Source organism: Caenimonas sedimenti (assembly GCF_007833165.1).
Classification (GTDB): Bacteria; Pseudomonadota; Gammaproteobacteria; order Burkholderiales; family Burkholderiaceae_C; genus Ramlibacter; species Ramlibacter sedimenti.
In genome coordinates this window covers 16,916-35,744 of the sequence record NZ_VOBQ01000032.1, presented here as the reverse complement: position 1 = coordinate 35,744, position 18,829 = coordinate 16,916, and the positions used below count along the sequence as shown (strand labels likewise).

Sequence of the window (18,829 nt, the reverse complement as noted above, 5' to 3'; positions counted from 1 at the left end):
TGCGTATTTCGGCCCAACTTGGACACCCCGTTCGGAACCCGCTGGACACCAGGTTCGGCGCGACCTGGTCACTCTTTCGGCGAGGCGGTCACTGTCATGAAGCGAACAACCTGCCAGTAGTCGACGCCAATCCCTTAGGTGTACTCGAATCTCGGTCAGCTGCTCGATGACGGCTTCGCGCTACCGCTTCACAGTTCTGTGCTTCATGGATCGCTGACTAGAGTAGGCAGCGTCAATGGCGTGCGAGAAGCCCTTCAATTCACCCGCCCGCTTCGACGCCCAGTTGCGTCGAGAAGAAGAGCGCTTCATCGCGGACCTGTTTAGCACCGGCATCCGGCTTGAAGTACCCGCGCAAAGTGGTGCCGCTCGCCCGCCGAAATGCTGCGCACAAGCCTGATGCGGTGCTGAACCCGCTAGCTGCGGCCGCCGAGTAGACCGATCCCCCCTTAGCGATCTCGCTCAGCGCGACGGTGAGGCGCGCAGCGCGCTGCCACCCCCCCATGCTCAGACCGGTTTCGCTTGCAAACCACCTCGAGAGCGTGCGAGGCGCCATGCCTGCCAGCCGGGCAGCTTGTGCGACCGTCAGCGGACGACTAGGGTCTTCCACTATGGCCTGGGAGACGCGCGCGAGCTTTGCGGACGCAGGCCACGGCAGATGAATCGGCGACGAGCTGGTGAACTGAAGCTCGTTGACGAATAGGCCCCCAAGCAAGCGGGTCCGGGTTGTCCGAGCAGCATTTGTGGGGATCTCCGCGAGCGCGCCAAGTAGAGCGCGAAAGAGGTCGGTCACGATCACCTTTTGAACCGTCGGCGTCGAACGCGCGGACGGAAGGAAGGCAAATATGAGCCTGCAGGTGCTTGCGGCATGAAGCTTGGCACTGTTGCCTGACGGTAGCGACAAGGCACCGCCTGGCGCGCAGATCCAGTGGGCCGAATTCACCTGAAGCCGAAGCGATCCAGACGCGACATAGAGAACTCCCGCCCGCCGCATCGGTGGCATTTCGCGCGCCGATCCACCGACCATGGCGGTAGCCATGGCGACAGGCAACTTGCTTGCGCCGTCATAGTCCTCAAATCGTTCGCTCTTGCCGTACACAAGACTCCGTGGCTCGACCAGGCTACAGCTTGGCCGTTTCGCGACATTCTAGGCACACCACGGTTCGTACGATGGATGTGAAGGAGATCGATGTGCAGCCAAGTCCTTACCTGACACCCGAGCTGACGGAGTGGCGTACCCGCGTCAACTCATTTGTTCAAGCTGAGCTGGTTCCCTTGTCTGACCAAGTCGAGCGCACAGGCGCCATTCCCACGAGCGCGATTCAGCGACTGCGGGAAATGGGCATGTTCGGCTCGCATACTCCGCGCGAGTACGGTGGCCTTGGGTTGACGATGTTGGGCAGCTGCATTTCCATCGAGGCGATCGCGGCGGCGCACATTGCTTTCTATTACACCTGCGGGGTCAACGTTCACATCGGCTCGAAGGCGATTGAGCTTGCGGGCAGCGATGAGCTCAAGCGAACGTACCTGCCACGGCTCGCGTCCGGGGAGTTCGTTGCAGCCCTGGCGATGACGGAACCGGACGCCGGTTCAGACGCCGCCTCGATCTCCACACAAGCCTCGCGGTGCGCTGACGGCTACGTCCTGAACGGGCGCAAGATCTTCATTACGAACGCGCAAATCGCCGACTGCTTCACGGTCATTGCCCGCACGGGTGGACCCGACCGTCGCGGCGGGCTTTCCGCCTTCCTCGTGCCCCGCGGCACGCAGGGCCTTCGTGTCGGGCCTCCCATGGAAATGCTGGGAGGCGCAGGTTCGTTCCACAACGAAGTCGTCTTCGAGGACTGCGCAATCCCGGCTGACTTCCTGATCGGGGTCGAGGGTCAAGGCTTCGACCTGGCCATGCGTTGCCTCGATCATGGCCGTCTTCACTGGGCCGCGTATTCCGTGGGTTTGGCGCAGGCCATGCTCGACCTCGCCGTCGAGCGCACAGGCACGCGCAAGCAGTTCGGGCAGGCCTTGTCTCACAACCAAGCGATCCGCTGGGAGCTCGCTGAGTTGGCTACCCAGGTTCATAGCGCGCGCCTGCTGGCCTACGACGCAGCATGGCGGTTCGACCACGATCCGCAGAATGCCAGTGGATGGGCCGCGATGGCAAAGCTGGCGAACGCAGAAACGGTGTTTGACGTGGCTGATCGCGTTCTTCAATTGTTCGGAGGCTATGGCTACACCAAGAGCTACCCGATTGAAAGGATGTGGAGGGAGTCCCGCGTCGTCCGGATACTGGACGGCACATCGCAGATGATGAAGCAGATCGTAGGGCGTGAGGTGCTGCGAGGCACATACGCCGGATTTTGGCGGGAGTCCGGCCCATGATTTCACAGGGGCTGATGCAGGCGGTCCCGCTCACGGTGGGTGGGATTGTCGAGCGAATGGAAACTCTCTACGCTCACAAGAAGGTCACCGTTCTTCGGAACGGGACGTTCGAACGTGCCTCCTTCGGTCAACTCGCCCATCGCGCCAGAAAGGTGGCCGGGTGGCTGCAAGGCATAGGGCTGCAGCCAGGCGACTGCGTATCCACGCTCCTGTGGAACTGTCACGAGCACCTGGAGTTGTTCCTCGGCGTGCCCGCTGGCGGCTTTGTGTTGCACACCGCAAATGTTCGCCTGCCGCCGGCTTCTATCGCGACCATGCTGGCAGAGACCAGCCCCAAAGTGCTCGTGGTGGACGAATCGATGCTGCCCCTGCTTGCGGAAGTTGAGTTGCCCGCGGGGCTGCTGATGATCGCGTTGGTTGGCAGCTCCGACGCAGCAAAGAACTCTGCGCAATTCCCAGGCAAGCGGTTGCAGAGCTATCTGGCGAGCATTGATGTGAGCCATGGCGCCGAATGGCCCGATCTTAGCGAGACGGCAGCGTGCGGTGTCTGCTACACGTCCGGCACGTCAGGTAAGGCCAAGGGCGTGGTCTATAGCCATCGGTCCACACTCTTGCACGCCATGTCGATGCTGTTTACCGACACCATCGCCCTAAGTGAACACGATACCTGCCTCCCAGTGGTGCCGATGTTCCACGCTCAAGGCTGGGGATTTCCGTATGCTGCATGCCTATGCGGCGCGAACATCGCTCTCAGCTACCGCGTTTCCGATCCGGCTTCGCTGACGCTCCTCATCGAAGAAGCCAAAGTCACGATGGCGACGGCTGTGCCCACCGTTTGGATCGCCGTCCTTGAGGCGCTGCGCAAGGGTGAGATCGCCCCCGAACGGCTGGTCACTCTCAAGCGGTTGCCCATTGGTGGGGCGACAGTCTCAGCCGACCTGTTGACGGGCTTCGATCAGTTCGGTATCGAGGTCCAGCATTGCTGGGGAATGACTGAAGTGTCGCCGCTTGGTCTTGTGTCCACCCGCCGGGCGGGCATCACCGACGCCCAATGGCAGGAACTACGGCGAACGCCCGGATTGCCTCCGGTGGGATGTGAGGTTCGCGTCATCACCGACAAGGGTGTGGATGCGCCTCGCGACGGTATGACCCCGGGCGAGTTGCAGATCCGCGGCCCCTGGGTGGCCGATGCGTATTTCGATCCCGGTGCGGAAGATGGCCGCGGCTCGGAAGCAAGTTTCGTCGTGGACGGGAAAGGCCGACGCTGGCTCAAGACGGCGGACGTGGCAACCTGGAATGCGATAGGGTACGTGCGCATCGTCGATAGGTACAAGGATCTCATCAAGTCCGGAGGAGAGTGGATTTCGAGTCTCGAGCTCGAGTCGGCGCTGGCCTCACACCCAGCCGTGAGTGAAGCTGCCGTGATTCCTGTTCCGGACGCCGTCTGGCAGGAACGGCCCGTGGCGTATGTGTGCCTCGTGCAACAGTGGCAGGGGCCGCAACCGGATCTCGCCGGCTACCTCGTCGGGCGCTTGCCAAAGTGGCAGGTCCCCGACCGCTTTATCTTCCTGCAGGAGTTGCCCAGAGGAGCGACCGGGAAGGTCGACAAGCAGCGGCTTCGTTCATTGAGTGGATCTGCTTGAGCTTTGGGGCGATTGCTGCGTTCTCCTCGTGTAGCCCGCCAAGGGCCCGGCGATCCTGATGTAGCGGCGCGCTTGCTTGTCTTGATGAGGAGAGGCGCGCTCGGATAGACTCAGCTTCATGTTCATCCCGGCTTGGTCAACCTTGGGCAGCCGCCGCCGCTGGCGGTTGCTCACGGCCGTGCTGTCGCTGTGCGCACTGCTTTTCACGCAGAGCGCCATCGCGGCTTATGCCTGCCCGGGTGTGTTCAAGGCGGTCGAGATGGCGCAGATGGCGGACGCCGGCATGCCATGCGCCGAAGCGATGGCGGATGCCCAACCCACGCTTTGCCATGCGCACTGCCAATCGGCCGCGGGAACGCTGGACCAGTCCCAGCCGGTTTCACCCGCGGCCCTGCTTGCCCCGGCCACAATACTGACCGTCCGCCTTCCCTCGCCTCGCGAGAGCGTCGGATTGGCCGTGCAGCCTTCCGTCTTGCGAACCTCGGCCAGCCCACCGCTGGCCGTCATGCACTGCTGCTTCCGCATTTGACCTCCCACGGCGCCTAGGCGCTGCGCGCGACTTCGTGTCGCCGCAGCACGTTCGCTCTCTGGAGGTCTCATGTCCATTCTCCGTTTCCTTGGTGGCGCCGCTCGCGCTGCCAGCCTGCTCGCCTTCGCATCCGCCGCCTGGGCGCAGCAGCCCCTGGGCCTGCAGGATGCGCAACGTATCGCGTTGGCTCGCTCGCAGCAACTGGTCGCCCACGACGCCGCAGCGGCGGCCGCGCGCGAGCAAAGCGTCTCCGCCGCTCAGCTCCCGGATCCGGTGCTCAAGGCCGGCATCGAGAACCTGCCGGTCAACGGGCCCGACCGGTTCAGCCTTTCCCGCGACTTCATGACGATGCGAAGCATCGGCTTGATGCAAGAGTTCACGCGCGCCGACAAGCGCCGTTTGCGCGCCGAACGCTTCCAACGCGACGGCGAGCGCATCCAGGCCGAACGCCTGGAAGCCACAGCCACCATCCAGCGCGAGACAGCGTTGGCCTGGATCGAGCGCCACTACGCGCAAGCGATGGTCACGCTGCTGCGCCGCCAGTTGCAGGAGGCGCAGCTCGAAGTGCAGGCCGCCGAGATCGCCTATGCCAACGCGCGCGGCACGCAGGCCGAGTTGTTCGGCTCGCGCGCCGCCGCCGTCCAGTTGCAAGACCGCTTGCGTCAGGCCGAGCGCCAGGTGCGGGCCGCGGGCCTGGCGCTGGCGCGATGGGTCGGCGCCGATGCCGCCAGCCGGCCGCCCGACGGGCGCATCGATTGGCGTGACCCGACTGCCGCCGCGTCGCTCTCGCCAGACCACCTCCAGCACCTGCCGCATCTGGCGGTTTTGGCAGCTCAAGTTCGCGCAGCAGAAACCGAAGTCCAGCAAGCCCAGGCCAACACGCGCCCAGACTGGACGGTCGAAGCGATGTTCAGCCAGCGCGGCTCGGCTTACTCCAACATGGTTTCGATCGGTGTTTCGGTCCCGCTGCAGATCGGCCGAACCAACCGGCAGGATCGTGAAGTGGCGGCCAAGCTCGCTGCGCTGGCAGAAGCCCGCGCGAAGTATGAGGATGCCTTCCGGATGCATGAAGCCGAAGTGCGCATGCTCGCCAACGACTGGAATTCGGGCAAGGAGCGTCACGCGCAACTCCAGGCGGCGCTGCTGCCGGCGGCCCGCATGCGCAGCGCAGCCGCCCTGACCGCGTACCAGGCCGGTACCGGGCCGCTTGCCGCTGTGCTGGCCGCGCGCCGGGAAGAAATCGATGCCGGCATGCAGCTGTTGGCGCTGGAGATGGAAACCGCGCGGCTGTGGGCCCAGCTTCACTACCTCACCCCGGAAGCCGCCCCGCTGCCCGTGCCGAAGGAGCAACCATGACCAGCAACCACAAACTCGCGGCGATCGCCGTCGCGGCGGCCATCGCGCTCGCCGGTTACGGCGTATTCCGGATGGGCCAGTACAGCGCGATGGGGCCGGCGGCGGGGATCGATCCGGCCGCTCCGGTCGCGGTCGGCACTGGCCCGGCAGCCAAGGCACCCCTGCCGCAGAGCATCCCGGAAGGTGAGGAAGCGACACGTCGGCACATCAAGGCCGGCATCAAGGCCGGCGAAGTGGACCCGGCCAACGGCCACAAGATCCTGTACTACCACGATCCCATGGTGCCCGGGAACAAGTTCGACAAGCCGGCCAAGTCGCCGTTCATGGACATGATGCTGGTGCCGGTCTACGCCGGTGCGGACACCGACCAGGGCGGCATCACAGTCAGCCCTCGCATCCAGCAAAACCTGGGCGTGCGCACGGCCGTCGCGAGCGAAGACATGCTCTCGCCGCAAGTGAGCGCCGTCGGCAGCATCGCTTTCAACGAGCGCGAGCAGGCCGTGATCCAGGCGCGCGCCACTGGCTATGTCGAGCGACTGCTGGTACGCGCAACGCTGGACCGGGTCAACAAGGGCCAAGCCCTCGCCGAACTGTATGTACCGGACTGGGTCGCCGCCCAGCAGGAGTACCTCGCCGTGCGCCGCCTGCAGGGGCCGGACCTCGGGCCGCTGGTCGAAGGTGCGAAGTCGCGCATGCGGCTGGCCGGCATGACGGAGGAGCAGGTCCGCGGCGTCGAGGCGAGCGGCCGGCTCAACCCCCGCACGACGGTCGTGGCCCCGGGCAGCGGTCTGGTCACGGAGATCGCCGCACGCGAAGGCATGGCCGTGATGCCGGGCGCCACGCTGTTTCGCATCAGCGGCTTCGCCACGGTGTGGGCGAACGCGGAGGTGCCGGAAAGCCAGGCGGCGCTGCTGCGGCCCGGCGCGCGCGTGAAGGCCCAGACGCCGGCGACGCCCGGCGTGGTGTACGAAGGCCGGGTCGAGACCCTACTCCCCGATGTCAGCACCGCCACCCGCACGATCAAGGCGCGCGTTGAACTCGCCAATCCGCGCGGCCAACTGATCCCGGGGATGTTCGTTTCCATGAGCTTCAGCGACATGCGTCCCGAGAAGTCCATCGTGGTGCCGACCGAGGCGGTGATCCACACCGGCAAGCGCGCGGTGGTGATCGTGGCGGAGGAGAACGGACGGTTCCGGCCGGTGGAGGTGCAGGCCGGCATCGAAAGCGGCGGCCAGACCGAGATCCGCAAGGGCTTGCAGGCAGGCCAGCGCGTGGTGGTGTCGTCGCAGTTCCTGATCGACTCCGAGGCTAGCCTCAAGGGCGTGGAAGCGCGCCTGAACAACGAGCCGGCCGCGCCGGCCGTGCCAGCTGCGCCCGCGATGCCACGCCACCAGGGCGAAGGAACGATCCGCGAGATCGGCAAGGACAGCATGGCAATCGCGCATGGACCGCTGCCTTCCGCCGGCATGGGAGCCATGACGATGGAGTTCAAGCTGCCCGCCCCGAACCAGCTGCCGCGCAATCTCGCCGCCGGAGACCGCATCGCATTCGAGTTCTTCCTGGGGCCCGACGGCCCGCAGCTGACGCACGTGTCGCCCATGTCGGCAGCGGCCGCCGCGGCCTCGGGGAGCAGGAAATGATCGCTTCGATCATCCGCTGGTCCATCGTGAACCGGTTCCTGGTGCTGCTGGCGACCGTGATCGTCAGCGCATGGGGCGTCTACTCGTTGGCGAGGACGCCGCTGGACGCGCTGCCCGACCTCTCGGACGTGCAGGTCATCATCCGCACGACCTACCCCGGCCAGGCCCCGCGCATCGTCGAGAACCAGATCACCTATCCGCTGACGACCACCATGCTCTCGGTGCCGGGCGCGAAGACCGTGCGCGGCTATTCGTTCTTCGGCGACTCGTTCGTGTACGTGCTGTTCGAGGACGGCACGGACATGTACTGGGCCCGCTCGCGCGTGCTGGAGTACCTGAACCAGGTGCAGTCGCGCCTGCCCAAGGGCGCCAACGCCGCGCTCGGGCCGGACGCCACGGGGGTTGGCTGGATCTACCAGTACGCCCTGATCGACCGCGGCGGCACCCACGACGCCGGCCAGCTGCGCGCCTTGCAAGACTGGTTCCTCAAATACGAGCTGAAGAGCGTCGCCAACGTCGCCGAGGTGGCTTCCGTGGGCGGCATGGTGAAGCAGTACCAGGTAGTGCTGGACCCGGAGAAGCTGGCCGCGTACGCGATTCCGCACACCCGCATCGTGGAGTCGTTGCAGAAGGCCAACCAGGAGGCCGGTGGTTCCGTGCTGGAGCTGGGCGAGGCCGAATACATGGTGCGCGCCTCGGGCTACCTGCAATCGCTGGACGACTTCCGCCAGGTTCCCCTGATGACGACGCCCAGCGGCGTCTCGGTGAAGCTCGGCGACGTGGCGCGCGTGCAGGTTGGCCCGGAAATGAGGCGCGGCATCGGCGAGCTGGACGGCGAAGGCGAAGCGGCCGGGGGCGTGATCGTGATGCGTTCGGGCAAGAACGCGCTGGAGACCATTGCCGCGGTCAAGGCCAAGCTGAAGTCGCTGCAGGCCAGCCTGCCCAAAGGGGTGGAGATCATCCCGGTTTACGACCGCTCTGGCCTCATCGAGCGCGCAGTCGACAACCTCAAGGTCAAGCTGCTGGAAGAGTTCCTGGTGGTCGCGCTGGTCTGCTTCGTCTTCCTGTTCCACCTGCGCTCGGCGTTCGTGGCCATCGTTTCGCTGCCGATCGGGATCCTGGCGTCGTTCATCGTCATGCACTACCAGGGCGTCAACGCCAACATCATGTCGCTGGGCGGCATCGCCATCGCGATCGGCGCCATGGTCGATGCGGCTGTGGTGATGATCGAGAACGCGCACAAGCACCTGGAACACTGGGAACAGGCCCATCCCAACGAAAAGTTGGAAGGCGATGCACGCTGGCGCGTCATCGGGGAAGCGGCGGCTGAAGTCGGCCCGGCGCTCTTCTTCTCGCTGCTGATCATCACGCTGTCGTTCATTCCTGTGTTCACGCTGGAAGCGCAGGAAGGTCGCCTCTTCTCGCCGTTGGCCTTCACCAAGACCTACGCGATGGCGGCCGCTGCGGGACTGGCGGTCACGCTGATCCCGGTACTCATGGGGTACCTGATTCGCGGCAGGATTCCCAGCGAGCAGAAGAACCCGCTCAACCGGTGGCTCATCGCAGCCTACCGCCCGCTGCTGGAAGCCGTGCTGCGCGCTCCGAAAGTCACGCTCGCCATCGCGGGCGCGGTCCTGGTCGTGAGCTTGTGGCCCCTGCAACACATCGGCGGCGAGTTCATGCCGCGACTGGACGAAGGGGACTTGCTGTACATGCCCTCCGCCCTGCCGGGCCTGTCAGCCGGCAAGGCTGCCGAACTGCTGCAGCAGACCGACCGCCTGATCAAGACCGTGCCCGAAGTGGCCAGTGTCTACGGCAAGGCCGGGCGGGCAGAAACGGCGACAGACCCGGCGCCGCTGGAGATGTTCGAGACCACGATCCAGTTCAAGCCCCGCGAGCAATGGCGCGCGGGCATGACGCCCGATAAGCTGGTCGAGGAACTGGACCGCATCGTCAAGGTTCCGGGCCTCTCGAACATCTGGGTTCCGCCGATCCGCAACCGCATCGACATGCTGGCCACCGGCATCAAGAGCCCGGTGGGCGTCAAGGTGGCGGGCGCGGACCTGGCTGAGATCGACCGGGCCACCGGCGAGATCGAGCGTGTGCTGAAGGATGTACCCGGTGTCAGCAGCGCCTTGGCAGAGAGGCTGACGGGCGGCCGGTATGTCGATGTCAACATCCGCCGTGAGGCTGCCGCCCGCTTCGGACTGAACATCGCCGACGTGCAGTCCGTCATCAGCTCCGCCGTCGGCGGAGAAAATGTGGGAGAGACGGTCGAGGGGCTGCAACGCTTCCCGATCAGCGTGCGCTACCCGCGCGAGGTCCGCGACTCGCTGGAGAAGCTGCGCAGCTTGCCCATCGTCACTGAACGCGGTACGCGGCTGGTGCTCTCGGATGTGGCCGACATCAGGGTCACCGATGGCCCGCCGATGCTGCGCAGCGAGAACGCCCGCCTGTCCGGCTGGGTCTACGTCGACATCCGCGGCCGCGATCTGCGGTCGGCAGTGCAGGACATGCAACGCGTGGTTGCCGACAAGGTCAAGCTGCCACCCGGCTATTCGGTCTCCTGGTCCGGGCAGTTCGAGTTCCTCGAGCGCGCGACCGCCAAGCTCAAGGTCGTTGTGCCGTTCACGCTGCTCATCATCTTCGTGCTGCTCTACCTGACCTTCAAGCGTTTCGACGACGCATTGCTGATCATGGCGACGCTTCCGTTCGCTCTGGTGGGGGGAATCTGGCTGCTGTACTTGCTTGGCTACAACCTTTCGGTTGCGGGCGCAGTCGGCTTCATTGCTTTGGCGGGTGTCGCCGCGGAGTTCGGCGTGATCATGCTGCTGTACCTGAATAACGCGTGGCGGGACAGGATGGCGGCCGGCAAGGATTCGCCGGCAGACTTGCTCGATGCGATTCGGGACGGCGCCGTGCTACGGGTGCGGCCCAAGGCCATGACGGTTGCTGTCATCCTGGGCGGCTTGTTCCCCATCATGTGGGGTAGCGGCACCGGCTCGGAAGTCATGCAGCGCATCGCGGCTCCCATGGTAGGCGGGATGATCACTGCGCCACTACTCTCCATGTTTGTCATCCCCGCGGCCTACCTGCTGCTGCGCCGGCGGCGCGGCAGCCGTGCGTTTCCCAGCAGCACCCCAGGAGTCGCCTGAAAGAGCTTGACCTTGTACCGTCTACAGGGATTCAAATCGGCTTCATGCATTTGGAGAGGCCCATGATCGACAAGACATCCCAGCTAGCCGTGCTGATCCGCACTACCAGTTACCCCGCCGTGCTCGCAGCTTCTGCAGCGGCCATCTTCGGCGGCCTTGCTGCTGGCTGGACGTATTTGCCTACCGTGCCGCTGGTTACGGCGGTCGCCCTGGCGATTGTCGCGCTCCTGGAGCGCCTGCTGCCCTTTCAACAAGCCTGGCTCGAGGACCATCACGACACCAAGTGTGACGCGACTCACGCCGTTGTGAACCTTGCAGTGCTGCTGGCCGTGCATGCTGTGATCGCTGCACTGGCGCCCTACCTTAGCCCCGGCAGGTTCTGGCCCACCCAATTGCCGCTGTGGGCGCAGGCATTGGCCGCGGGCGCCATCCTCGATCTGAGCCTGTATGCCGTGCACTGGTTCAGTCATCGCAGCCGCTGGCTCTGGAAGTTCCATGCGATCCATCACAGCGCCGAGCGCCTGTACTGGCTCAATGGCGAGCGTCGCCATCCGCTGCATGCGGGGATGATGGCGGGGCCTGGGCTCGCCGTCCTGGTGATCCTCGGCGCGCCTGCTGCCGCGATCGGCGCCTGGCTTGGCGTCCTTGCTGTGCATCTTGCCTTCCAGCATTCCAACCTGGACTATCGGCTCGGGCCGCTGAAGTTCGTGCTTGCCGTGGCCGAAGTGCATCGCTGGCACCACAAGCGCGAGTACGAAGACGCCCAAGTGAACTACGGCGAGTTCTGGTTGGTGTGGGACCACCTCTTCCGAACCTTCAAGCTGCCGGCAACGGAACTGGGCCCCCGGGAGGTCGGCCTGAAGGAATCCGACTTCCCGATCAGCTATGGCGCGCAACTCGCCTATCCGTTTCGACGCACGCCTGCGGCAAGCCATTCCTACGAAAGCGCGCGCGGCGCATTTGCCCGGGAAGTCTCCACGGCGGTGGCGCACCGGTCGCGCGGCGACGTCGCGGGTGCGTGGCGCGCCTACGAGCTGGCGCACGTGATCTCACAACCCTACCTGCTGCTTCACCTCCGAAGTCACGCGGCGATGCTGCGCTACGCGATTCTCGTTGGCAACTGGCGCGAGGCGGGCGCCCAAACGCTGCGCTTCATCGTGGCACCGCTGGGTCATTTGTTGGGAAAGACACCTCCGAACAATGTCGGGACCGGCCGCGTCGGCCTGACTGATCCCGGTGAGTGGCCGTTGGAGTTGAACAGGGCAACGCTCGAGCGCCGGTAGCCACGCAGGGGGATGCGGCCGCGTCCCGCCGCAACGCTTGGGTCAGGGCGTGCGGCCAGGTTTATGTTTGCGGCTTTCGACGCGCCTTCATCGTCCGTAGTCCGGCATAGCGGCGTCATACTTGCAGCGGAGAACCAGGAGCAACCTATGCAACTCGACCGGACAACGATCGTGAGCGAACTCGGTGTGAAGTCCCATTTCGATGCCATGGCGGAGGCCGACCGCCGCATCGACTTTCTTCTCACGTACCTCATGCGATCCCAGTCGAGTTGCTTCGTCCTCGGCATCAGCGGAGGGGTTGATTCGACGGTGGCGGGCCGCTTGTGCCAGCTCGCCGTCGCCAAAGCCCGCTCCCAAGGAGCAGCCGTCAGATTCGTCGCGATGCGCCTGCCTTACGGGCTCCAGGCCGACGAGCAGGACGCGCAGCAGGCGTTGGCATTCATCGAGCCAGATGAAGTCTTGACTGTGAACATCCGACCGGCGAGCGATGCCATGCTGGCGAGCCTGAAGGCATCGGGACAGTCCTTCGAGCATGCTTCGCAGGAAGATTTTGTCCTGGGCAACATCAAGGCGCGACAACGGATGATCGCGCAGTACGCCGTCGCCGGGGCGCGGCGCGGGCTGGTCGTGGGCACCGACCATGCGGCCGAAGCCGTCATGGGCTTCTTCACCAAATTCGGGGACGGCGCGTGCGACCTGGCGCCGCTTTCCGGGTTGACGAAGGGGCGCGTGCGCGAACTCGCCTCACACCTTGGGGCCCCGCCCGGGCTGGTGAGGAAAGTTCCAACTGCCGATCTGGAGTCTCTGCGCCCCCAGCTTCCCGATGAGTCGGCCTTCGGCGTCGGCTACGCAGAGATCGATGCGTTCCTGGAAGGACGGCCCGTGTCAGAGGCTGCTGTGGCTATCATCGAACGGTTCTACCTCGCCAGCCGCCACAAGCGCGCTCTGCCCGCACAACCTGGATAGGCGATTTTCGTCAGTTTTGATCCCCGCTTGGTAGCTGTTCTGCCCTCGCAGGAACCAAGCTGAGCTGCACGACTCAGATCGAGGTCTGGCCGTTCCCATAAGTTGTCCCAAATTCCTTCGACGGCTAGCAACCAGCCGGTTCAGTCCGCTCCATGCCAACTGGTCTCTCAAACACCACGCCTCGTCACATCGCGTCATCGCAGTGGTCCCTTTTGCTGATCTGCTGGTTGGTTGCGTTCGTCGCGACTCTCGGCAGCCTGTTCTTCAGCGAGGTCATGAAGCTGGAGCCGTGCGTGCTTTGTTGGTACCAACGCATCGCGATGTTCCCTCTCGTGCCGATCCTCGCCATCGGGTTGTACTCGCAAGATTCAGGAGGCATCAAGTACGCCGTGCCGCTGGCGGGCGCCGGGTGGCTTGCGGCGTTCTACCACTGGCTGCTTTATTCGGGCTACATCCCGAAAGGCCTGCAGCCCTGCGGCAAAGGCCCGTCCTGCGCCGAGGTCAGCCTGGAACTGGGCGGCTTGGTCACCATCCCGATGCTCTCGCTGGTGTCCTTCACCATCATCATCATTTTGTTGCTGATTGCGGCCAAGACAGGTCGGTCCAGATGAACCGTCAACGAATCCTCCTGACTTCGGCCATGGCCGTGATCCTGCTGTTCGGCCTGGGCGTGTACCTGTACGACCGGATGGAAGATGAACGCCTTGGCGAACTCGCTCGCCAAGGCAACTCCATCTTCAATCGCCCGCATTCTCCGACGTATGGCTCCGCGCAGGCCAAGGTCCGGATCGTCGAGTTCTTCGATCCGGCCTGCGAGACCTGCAGGGCGTTCTATCCCTTGGTCAAGGACATTGTCGACAGACATCCCGGCAAGGTTCAACTGGTCGTGCGGTATACGCCTTTCCATGCCGGCGCCGACACCGCCGTCAAAGTTCTCGAGGCAGCCAGGCTTCAAGGCCTTTTCTGGCCGGTGAACCGCGCCTTGCTGGACGCCCAGCGGACCTGGGGCGCAGACCACAATCCCCGGCCCGATCTGATCTGGACCATCGTGGACGGCACTGGTCTGAACCTGAGGAAAGCCCGCGAGGATGCCGGCTCAGCTCAGGTCCTTGCCAACATCGAACAGGACATGGCCGATGCCAAGGCCCTGAACGTCACCCGCACGCCAGGATTTTTTGTCAATGGAAAGCCCTTGAAGGATTTTGGCCATGAACAGCTTAAAGCGCTGGTCAATCGGGAACTCGAAACGGCCTATCCGCAGTGAGATGAGAACCTTGACGCTGCTGGCCGGCTCCCGAGAGAAACCATGATTGCAAATACTGAATCTCCCTCCAATCACGCGCCTCTTGCCTTCGCGCGGATGGCTTGTGCCGTCCTCCTGATCGTCGGCAGTGCATTTGCCCTGCGGGTCCAGGCGCAACCGGCCAAAAGCGTGGTCACGACCGAGCGCGCGCGGGCGGAGTTGCTCGCGTATGCGCCGGAAGGCGTCGAGCCCGGCAAGACGGTGTGGGTCGGCCTGCAACTGGCCCACCAGCCCGATTGGCACACGTACTGGAAGAATTCCGGAGATTCTGGTCTCCCCACCCAGTTGAAGTGGACGCTGCCGCCGGGTGTCGAGGCCGGTGAGATTGCCTGGCCGATACCGAAGAAGTACCCGATCGGACATCTGGCGAATTACGGATACAGCGGCACGGTGCTTCTGCCCGTGCCGCTGACCGTCACGCCGCAGTTCAAGCCTTCGCTCCTGGGCGGTGACCTGCAGGTCAAGCTGAAGGCGCAGTGGCTCATATGCCGGCAGGAGTGCGTCCCGGAAGAGGGCGAATTCGCGCTCAAGATTTCCGCGCGCAGTGCCACAGCCCTGCACGCCGATGTCTTCAATGCCAGCTTCCAGGCACAGCCTCGGCCGTTGGCCGGCGCTGGAACTGTTCGGATCGACGGTGACACGCTCAAGGTCAGCGTTCCGGGCTTGCCAGCTGAGGCGAAAGGCAAGGTGCTCGGGTTCTTCCCCGAGACCAATGAGGTGATCCAGACCGCAGCGGCCGTCACGCAATCCTGGGATGGCAAGGTCTGGAACGCTGTCGTGCCCTTGTCACCCCAGCGCAGCCAGAGCCCGGCGATCATGCCATTGGTGCTGACCCTGGGAGACCAGGGTTGGCGCACCGAGGCTCAAGTCGTAGGCCAATGGCCACAGGTGGCCGCTCCAGCCGGCGTGTCCCCCGCGCTGGAGGAAGCGTTGCGGCGCAACAGCCTGAGCCAGCCGGCATCCGCTGTGTCTCTCACCTTTGCGGCAGCGCTGTTGGGCGCATTGCTGGGTGGCCTGATTCTCAACCTGATGCCCTGTGTTTTTCCGGTGCTGGCGATCAAGGTGATGGGTTTCGCGCGCCATGCCGACGACAGGCGCGGCCATCGCGTCAGCGGCCTGGCATTTTCGGCTGGCGTGATCGTCTCGTTCGTGTTGCTCGGCGCCATCCTGGTCGCCCTGCGGGCAGCGGGCCAGCAGCTCGGGTGGGGCTTTCAGCTGCAATCCCCGCTCGTGGTTGCGACACTGGCAGCGCTGTTCACCGTGATCGGCCTCAATCTCGCCGGTGTCTTCGAGTTCGGCGCCTTTCTGCCGAACAGACTGGCGACGCTGGAGAGCAAGCATCCTGTTGCCAATTCGTTCCTGTCCGGCGTCCTGGCCGTGGCGATCGCCTCGCCGTGTACCGCGCCCTTCATGGGTGCTTCTCTCGGCTTGGCCGTCACGCTGCCGGCGCCGCAGGCCTTGCTCGTGTTCGCCGCGCTCGGCTTCGGCATGGCCTTGCCTTACCTTGCCGCGGGCTGGATCCCCGGTGTGGCCAGGTTGCTGCCGCGGCCCGGGCCCTGGATGGTGACGCTGCGCCAGTTCATGGCCTTCCCGATGTTCGCGACGGTGACCTGGCTGCTGTGGGTGCTGGGTCAACAAAGCGGGATCGATGGGGCGGCTTCGCTGTTGGTGCTGCTGGTCGCCATGAGCATGCTGATCTGGTCCCTCACGCTGGTCGGCCGTTTACGGGGCTTCGTCGGCGGCATTTCATTCGTCGTGCTCGCGCTGCTGATGTGGCATGCAGGTCACAACATCACGGCAGTCGACGTTGCCCGGCCGGCCACGGCTGCCAGCGAAGGCTCCTGGCAAGCCTGGGAGCCGGGACGCGTCGAGAAAATCCTGGCAACCGGCCGCCCTGTGTTCGTCGACTTCACCGCAGCCTGGTGCGTCACTTGCCAGTACAACAAGAAAACGACGTTGGCGAATCCGGCGGTGATGGCTGACCTGTCAGCCAAGAGCGTCGCGTTGGTGCGGGCCGACTGGACACGGCGCGACCCGGCTGTCACAGCAGCCTTGGGCCAACTTGGCCGCAATGGCGTCCCCGTCTATGTGCTGTATCAAAACGGCCGGTCGCCGGTGGTGCTTTCCGAGATTTTGAGTGTGGATGAGGTGCGCGCGGCCATCGCTTCGCTCTAGGGGAAGTCTCATGCATAGACGCGCCCTTCTGTCCTCCCTTGCGCTGCCGCTCTTGCCCCTGCAGGCATGCACGTCGCTGCGCGCTGCTAGCAGACTGCGGGAGTTCGAACTGGTCGCAATCACAGGAGATGCTCGGATCGAGCCCACCAAGGACCCGGTGCCGGTCTGGACGTACGGCGGAACCGTCCCAGGGCCGCAACTGCGCGTGCGACAGGGCGATCGAATGCGGGTCACCGTTTTCAATCGACTGGCCCAGGCCACCACTGTGCACTGGCACGGCCTGCGCGTGCCGAACGCCATGGACGGTGTCCCGCACCTCACGCAGCATCCGATCGCGCCCGGCGGCCGCCATGTTTATGAGTTCGACGTTCCCGACTCTGGCACCTACTGGTATCACTCCCATTTCCAGAGTTCCGAACAGCTGGACCGGGGCTTGTACGGCACGCTCATCGTCGAAGAGCGTGAACCGGTACCGGTCGACCGCGACCTGACCTGGGTGCTGGACGACTGGCGCATCACGCCGGCGGGACGGATCAGCGAGACCTTCGGCAACGCGCATGACATGGCCCACGCCGGCCGCATTGGCAACGTGGTGACGGTGAACGGCTCAGTACGCGAAGACTTCAGCGTTCGGGCGGGCGAGCGCCTGAGGCTGCGGCTCGTGAACGCGGCCAATGCCCGCATCTTCGGGCTCGCCTTCCATGGCCACCGACCGCTCGTTATCGCCATCGATGGCCAGCCCGTTGAGCCGCACGAGCCGGAGGGAGGACGTGTCGTGATCGCACCCGGGATGCGGTGTGACCTGCTGCTGGACGCCGCCGGAAGGCCAGGCGAGCGGCACGAAGTGCACGACCTGTTTTATCCGCGAGGGCGCTACGTTCTCATGGAGTTCATCTATGAGCAGAACGCGCCTCTGCCGGCTCGTCCGGGAGCCATCATGGCCCTGCCAGCCAACACCGTTCCCGAACCAGATCTTGTGAACGCAGGCACACACGACATCGTGTTCCAAGGCGGGATGATGGGCACTCTGCATCAAGCGTTGCTGGATGGCAAGCCGACCGACATGCGCGCGATGCTGAGACGCGGGAAAGCCTGGGCGGTCAACGGCATGGTTTCCGATGGTCACGAGATGAAGCCGATGCTGGAACTCGAACGCGGCCGCAGCTATCGCCTGCGGATGCGCAACGAAACCCGTTGGCACCACCCCATTCACCTGCATGGCCACACGTTCCGGGTGCTCGAGCGCAACGGCAAGCCAACCAGGCACCAGGAGTGGCAGGATACCGTGCTGATGTCGCCGGACGAGCAAGTCGAGGTCGCCTTCGTTGCCGACAACCCTGGCGACTGGATGTTCCACTGCCACATCCTGGAACACCAGGACGGCGGCATGATGACCGTGCTACGCGTCAGATGATCTCGTCGCGTTCAACGACTCCGTAGGTCAGCCTTCGCGCAACGCGGCGCACCGGTCGTTCGCGGTGGCAAATCAGAGCGGTTCCGGGTCTCGTGTCGCCAACTGAAGAGCAGCCCTCAGGTCTCGGCAAGCAATTCTTCAATCAGCTTGTCAAGCTCGTCAAAATTCGGCTTGCCAACATACCGCTTCACGATATTGCCGCGCTTGTTCACTACGAACGTCGTCGGTGTGACGTTCACGTCCCCCCAGGCCCTCGCCACAGCACCGGTGTTGTCCAGCGCAACAGCGAACGGCAGCTTGCGGGTGCTGGCGAAGTTGACGACATAACTCGGAGGGTCGTAGCTCATGGCGACGGCAAGGGTCTCGTAGCCGCGTGAACGGTACTTCTCGTAGGCGCGCACAATCATCGGCATCTCTGCCACGCAGGTGGTGCAGCTCGTGGCCCAGAAGTTGACCAGGGTGACCTTGCCGCGAAAGTCATCGGCCGTTCTCAAGGATCCATCGAGAAGAACGAACGTGGCTTGCGGCGCGCTGGTGGAGCTGGTGCTGAAAAGCAGCCCACTGCCAAGCAATACTGCAGCGGCGAGGATCGTGGTGATCAATAGTTTGATTTTCATGTCTGTACACCTCGGTCAGCGGCTCGATTTCCCGCGGTCGCGTCAAGAGGCTGGGTATGACTCCCAAAATGGGCACGCAGAGCCATCTTCAACGAGTCGACGTCGATCGCACGTTGATCAACTCGTAGGCAATGCTGTTCAATGACGCTGATCGATTCTTCAACAAGCGCCAGAGCAAATTTGTCGAGATTCAACTCGCTCCAGGATTCGCTTTGGCCTGAGCAATTATCGCTATGTTGCTTCAACTCCGTAGCTCGAGTTGCGAGCGCCTTCACCCTTTGACTCTTAGGTTCAGTTGTTTGCATTCACGCCTCCTAAAGCACCTGATCCAAGCCGCCCTGGCGATCATCGAGCGGTACTACCTCGCCAGCCGCC

15 protein-coding genes are annotated in these 18,829 nt (G+C 64.3%); 12 read left to right on the top strand and 3 right to left on the bottom strand.

The annotated features are described in order from the left end of the window. Positions 1 to 259: 259 nt before the first annotated feature. Positions 260 to 1,096, bottom strand: a complete 837-nt coding sequence (locus tag FN976_RS28280) for a helix-turn-helix transcriptional regulator (protein ID WP_145897367.1) — start codon at positions 1,094 to 1,096, stop codon at positions 260 to 262. Positions 1,097 to 1,167: 71 nt separating this feature from the next. Here FN976_RS28280 and FN976_RS28275 point away from each other — a divergent pair, with 71 nt between their 5' ends. The 12 genes from FN976_RS28275 (at position 1,168) to FN976_RS28220 (ending at position 17,837) form a co-directional block, all read left to right on the top strand. Then, positions 1,168 to 2,373, top strand: a complete 1,206-nt coding sequence (locus tag FN976_RS28275; RefSeq protein WP_145897365.1) for an acyl-CoA dehydrogenase family protein — start codon at positions 1,168 to 1,170, stop codon at positions 2,371 to 2,373. Continuing rightward, positions 2,370 to 4,016 carry an AMP-binding protein gene (locus FN976_RS28270; protein WP_145897363.1) on the top strand — a complete coding sequence of 549 codons (1,647 nt, stop codon included), beginning with the start codon at positions 2,370 to 2,372 and terminating at the stop codon, positions 4,014 to 4,016. The genes FN976_RS28275 and FN976_RS28270 overlap by 4 nt, the downstream gene beginning before the upstream one ends. 118 nt (positions 4,017 to 4,134) lie before the next feature. Next, the gene (locus FN976_RS28265; RefSeq protein WP_145897361.1) at positions 4,135 to 4,545 is read left to right on the top strand and encodes a hypothetical protein; all 411 of its coding nucleotides are present in this window, start codon (positions 4,135 to 4,137) and stop codon (positions 4,543 to 4,545) included. A gap of 69 nt (positions 4,546 to 4,614) precedes the next feature. Continuing rightward, positions 4,615 to 5,901: a TolC family protein gene (locus FN976_RS28260; protein ID WP_145897359.1), complete on the top strand. Its 1,287-nt coding sequence runs from the start codon at positions 4,615 to 4,617 to the stop codon at positions 5,899 to 5,901. Further along, on the top strand, positions 5,898 to 7,541 hold the full coding sequence (locus FN976_RS28255) for an efflux RND transporter periplasmic adaptor subunit (RefSeq protein ID WP_145897357.1): 1,644 nt from the start codon (positions 5,898 to 5,900) through the stop codon (positions 7,539 to 7,541). Before FN976_RS28260 ends, FN976_RS28255 begins: the two co-directional genes overlap by 4 nt. Then, entirely contained in the window at positions 7,538 to 10,696 is a 3,159-nt protein-coding gene (locus tag FN976_RS28250) for an efflux RND transporter permease subunit (RefSeq protein ID WP_145897355.1), read from the top strand. The genes FN976_RS28255 and FN976_RS28250 overlap by 4 nt, the downstream gene beginning before the upstream one ends. Positions 10,697 to 10,758: 62 nt before the next feature. Further along, positions 10,759 to 11,979, top strand: a complete 1,221-nt coding sequence (locus FN976_RS28245) for a sterol desaturase family protein (RefSeq protein WP_145897354.1) — start codon at positions 10,759 to 10,761, stop codon at positions 11,977 to 11,979. 147 nt (positions 11,980 to 12,126) lie between these two features. Then, positions 12,127 to 12,945 (top strand): NAD(+) synthase, encoded by an 819-nt coding sequence (nadE, locus tag FN976_RS28240; RefSeq protein WP_145897352.1) that lies wholly within the window; start codon positions 12,127 to 12,129, stop codon positions 12,943 to 12,945. Between the two features lie 152 nt (positions 12,946 to 13,097). Then, positions 13,098 to 13,556: a disulfide bond formation protein B gene (locus tag FN976_RS28235; protein ID WP_145897350.1), complete on the top strand. Its 459-nt coding sequence runs from the start codon at positions 13,098 to 13,100 to the stop codon at positions 13,554 to 13,556. Positions 13,557 to 13,585: 29 nt separating this feature from the next. Next, positions 13,586 to 14,209 carry a DsbA family protein gene (locus tag FN976_RS28230; protein ID WP_186511263.1) on the top strand — a complete coding sequence of 208 codons (624 nt, stop codon included), beginning with the start codon at positions 13,586 to 13,588 and terminating at the stop codon, positions 14,207 to 14,209. A gap of 42 nt (positions 14,210 to 14,251) precedes the next feature. Then, on the top strand, positions 14,252 to 16,423 hold the full coding sequence (locus tag FN976_RS28225; RefSeq protein WP_255440889.1) for a protein-disulfide reductase DsbD family protein: 2,172 nt from the start codon (positions 14,252 to 14,254) through the stop codon (positions 16,421 to 16,423). A gap of 10 nt (positions 16,424 to 16,433) precedes the next feature. Next, positions 16,434 to 17,837 (top strand): multicopper oxidase family protein, encoded by a 1,404-nt coding sequence (locus FN976_RS28220; RefSeq protein WP_145897346.1) that lies wholly within the window; start codon positions 16,434 to 16,436, stop codon positions 17,835 to 17,837. A gap of 116 nt (positions 17,838 to 17,953) precedes the next feature. Here the strand turns inward: FN976_RS28220 and FN976_RS28215 are convergent, their stop codons facing one another. Together FN976_RS28215 and FN976_RS28210 are read right to left on the bottom strand one after the other, a co-directional pair. Next, positions 17,954 to 18,454 carry a TlpA family protein disulfide reductase gene (locus tag FN976_RS28215; protein WP_145897344.1) on the bottom strand — a complete coding sequence of 167 codons (501 nt, stop codon included), beginning with the start codon at positions 18,452 to 18,454 and terminating at the stop codon, positions 17,954 to 17,956. Further along, a complete protein-coding gene (locus FN976_RS28210; protein WP_145897342.1) occupies positions 18,451 to 18,759 on the bottom strand; it encodes a hypothetical protein in 309 nt (102 codons plus the stop codon). Before FN976_RS28210 ends, FN976_RS28215 begins: the two co-directional genes overlap by 4 nt. Positions 18,760 to 18,829: the final 70 nt, after the last annotated feature.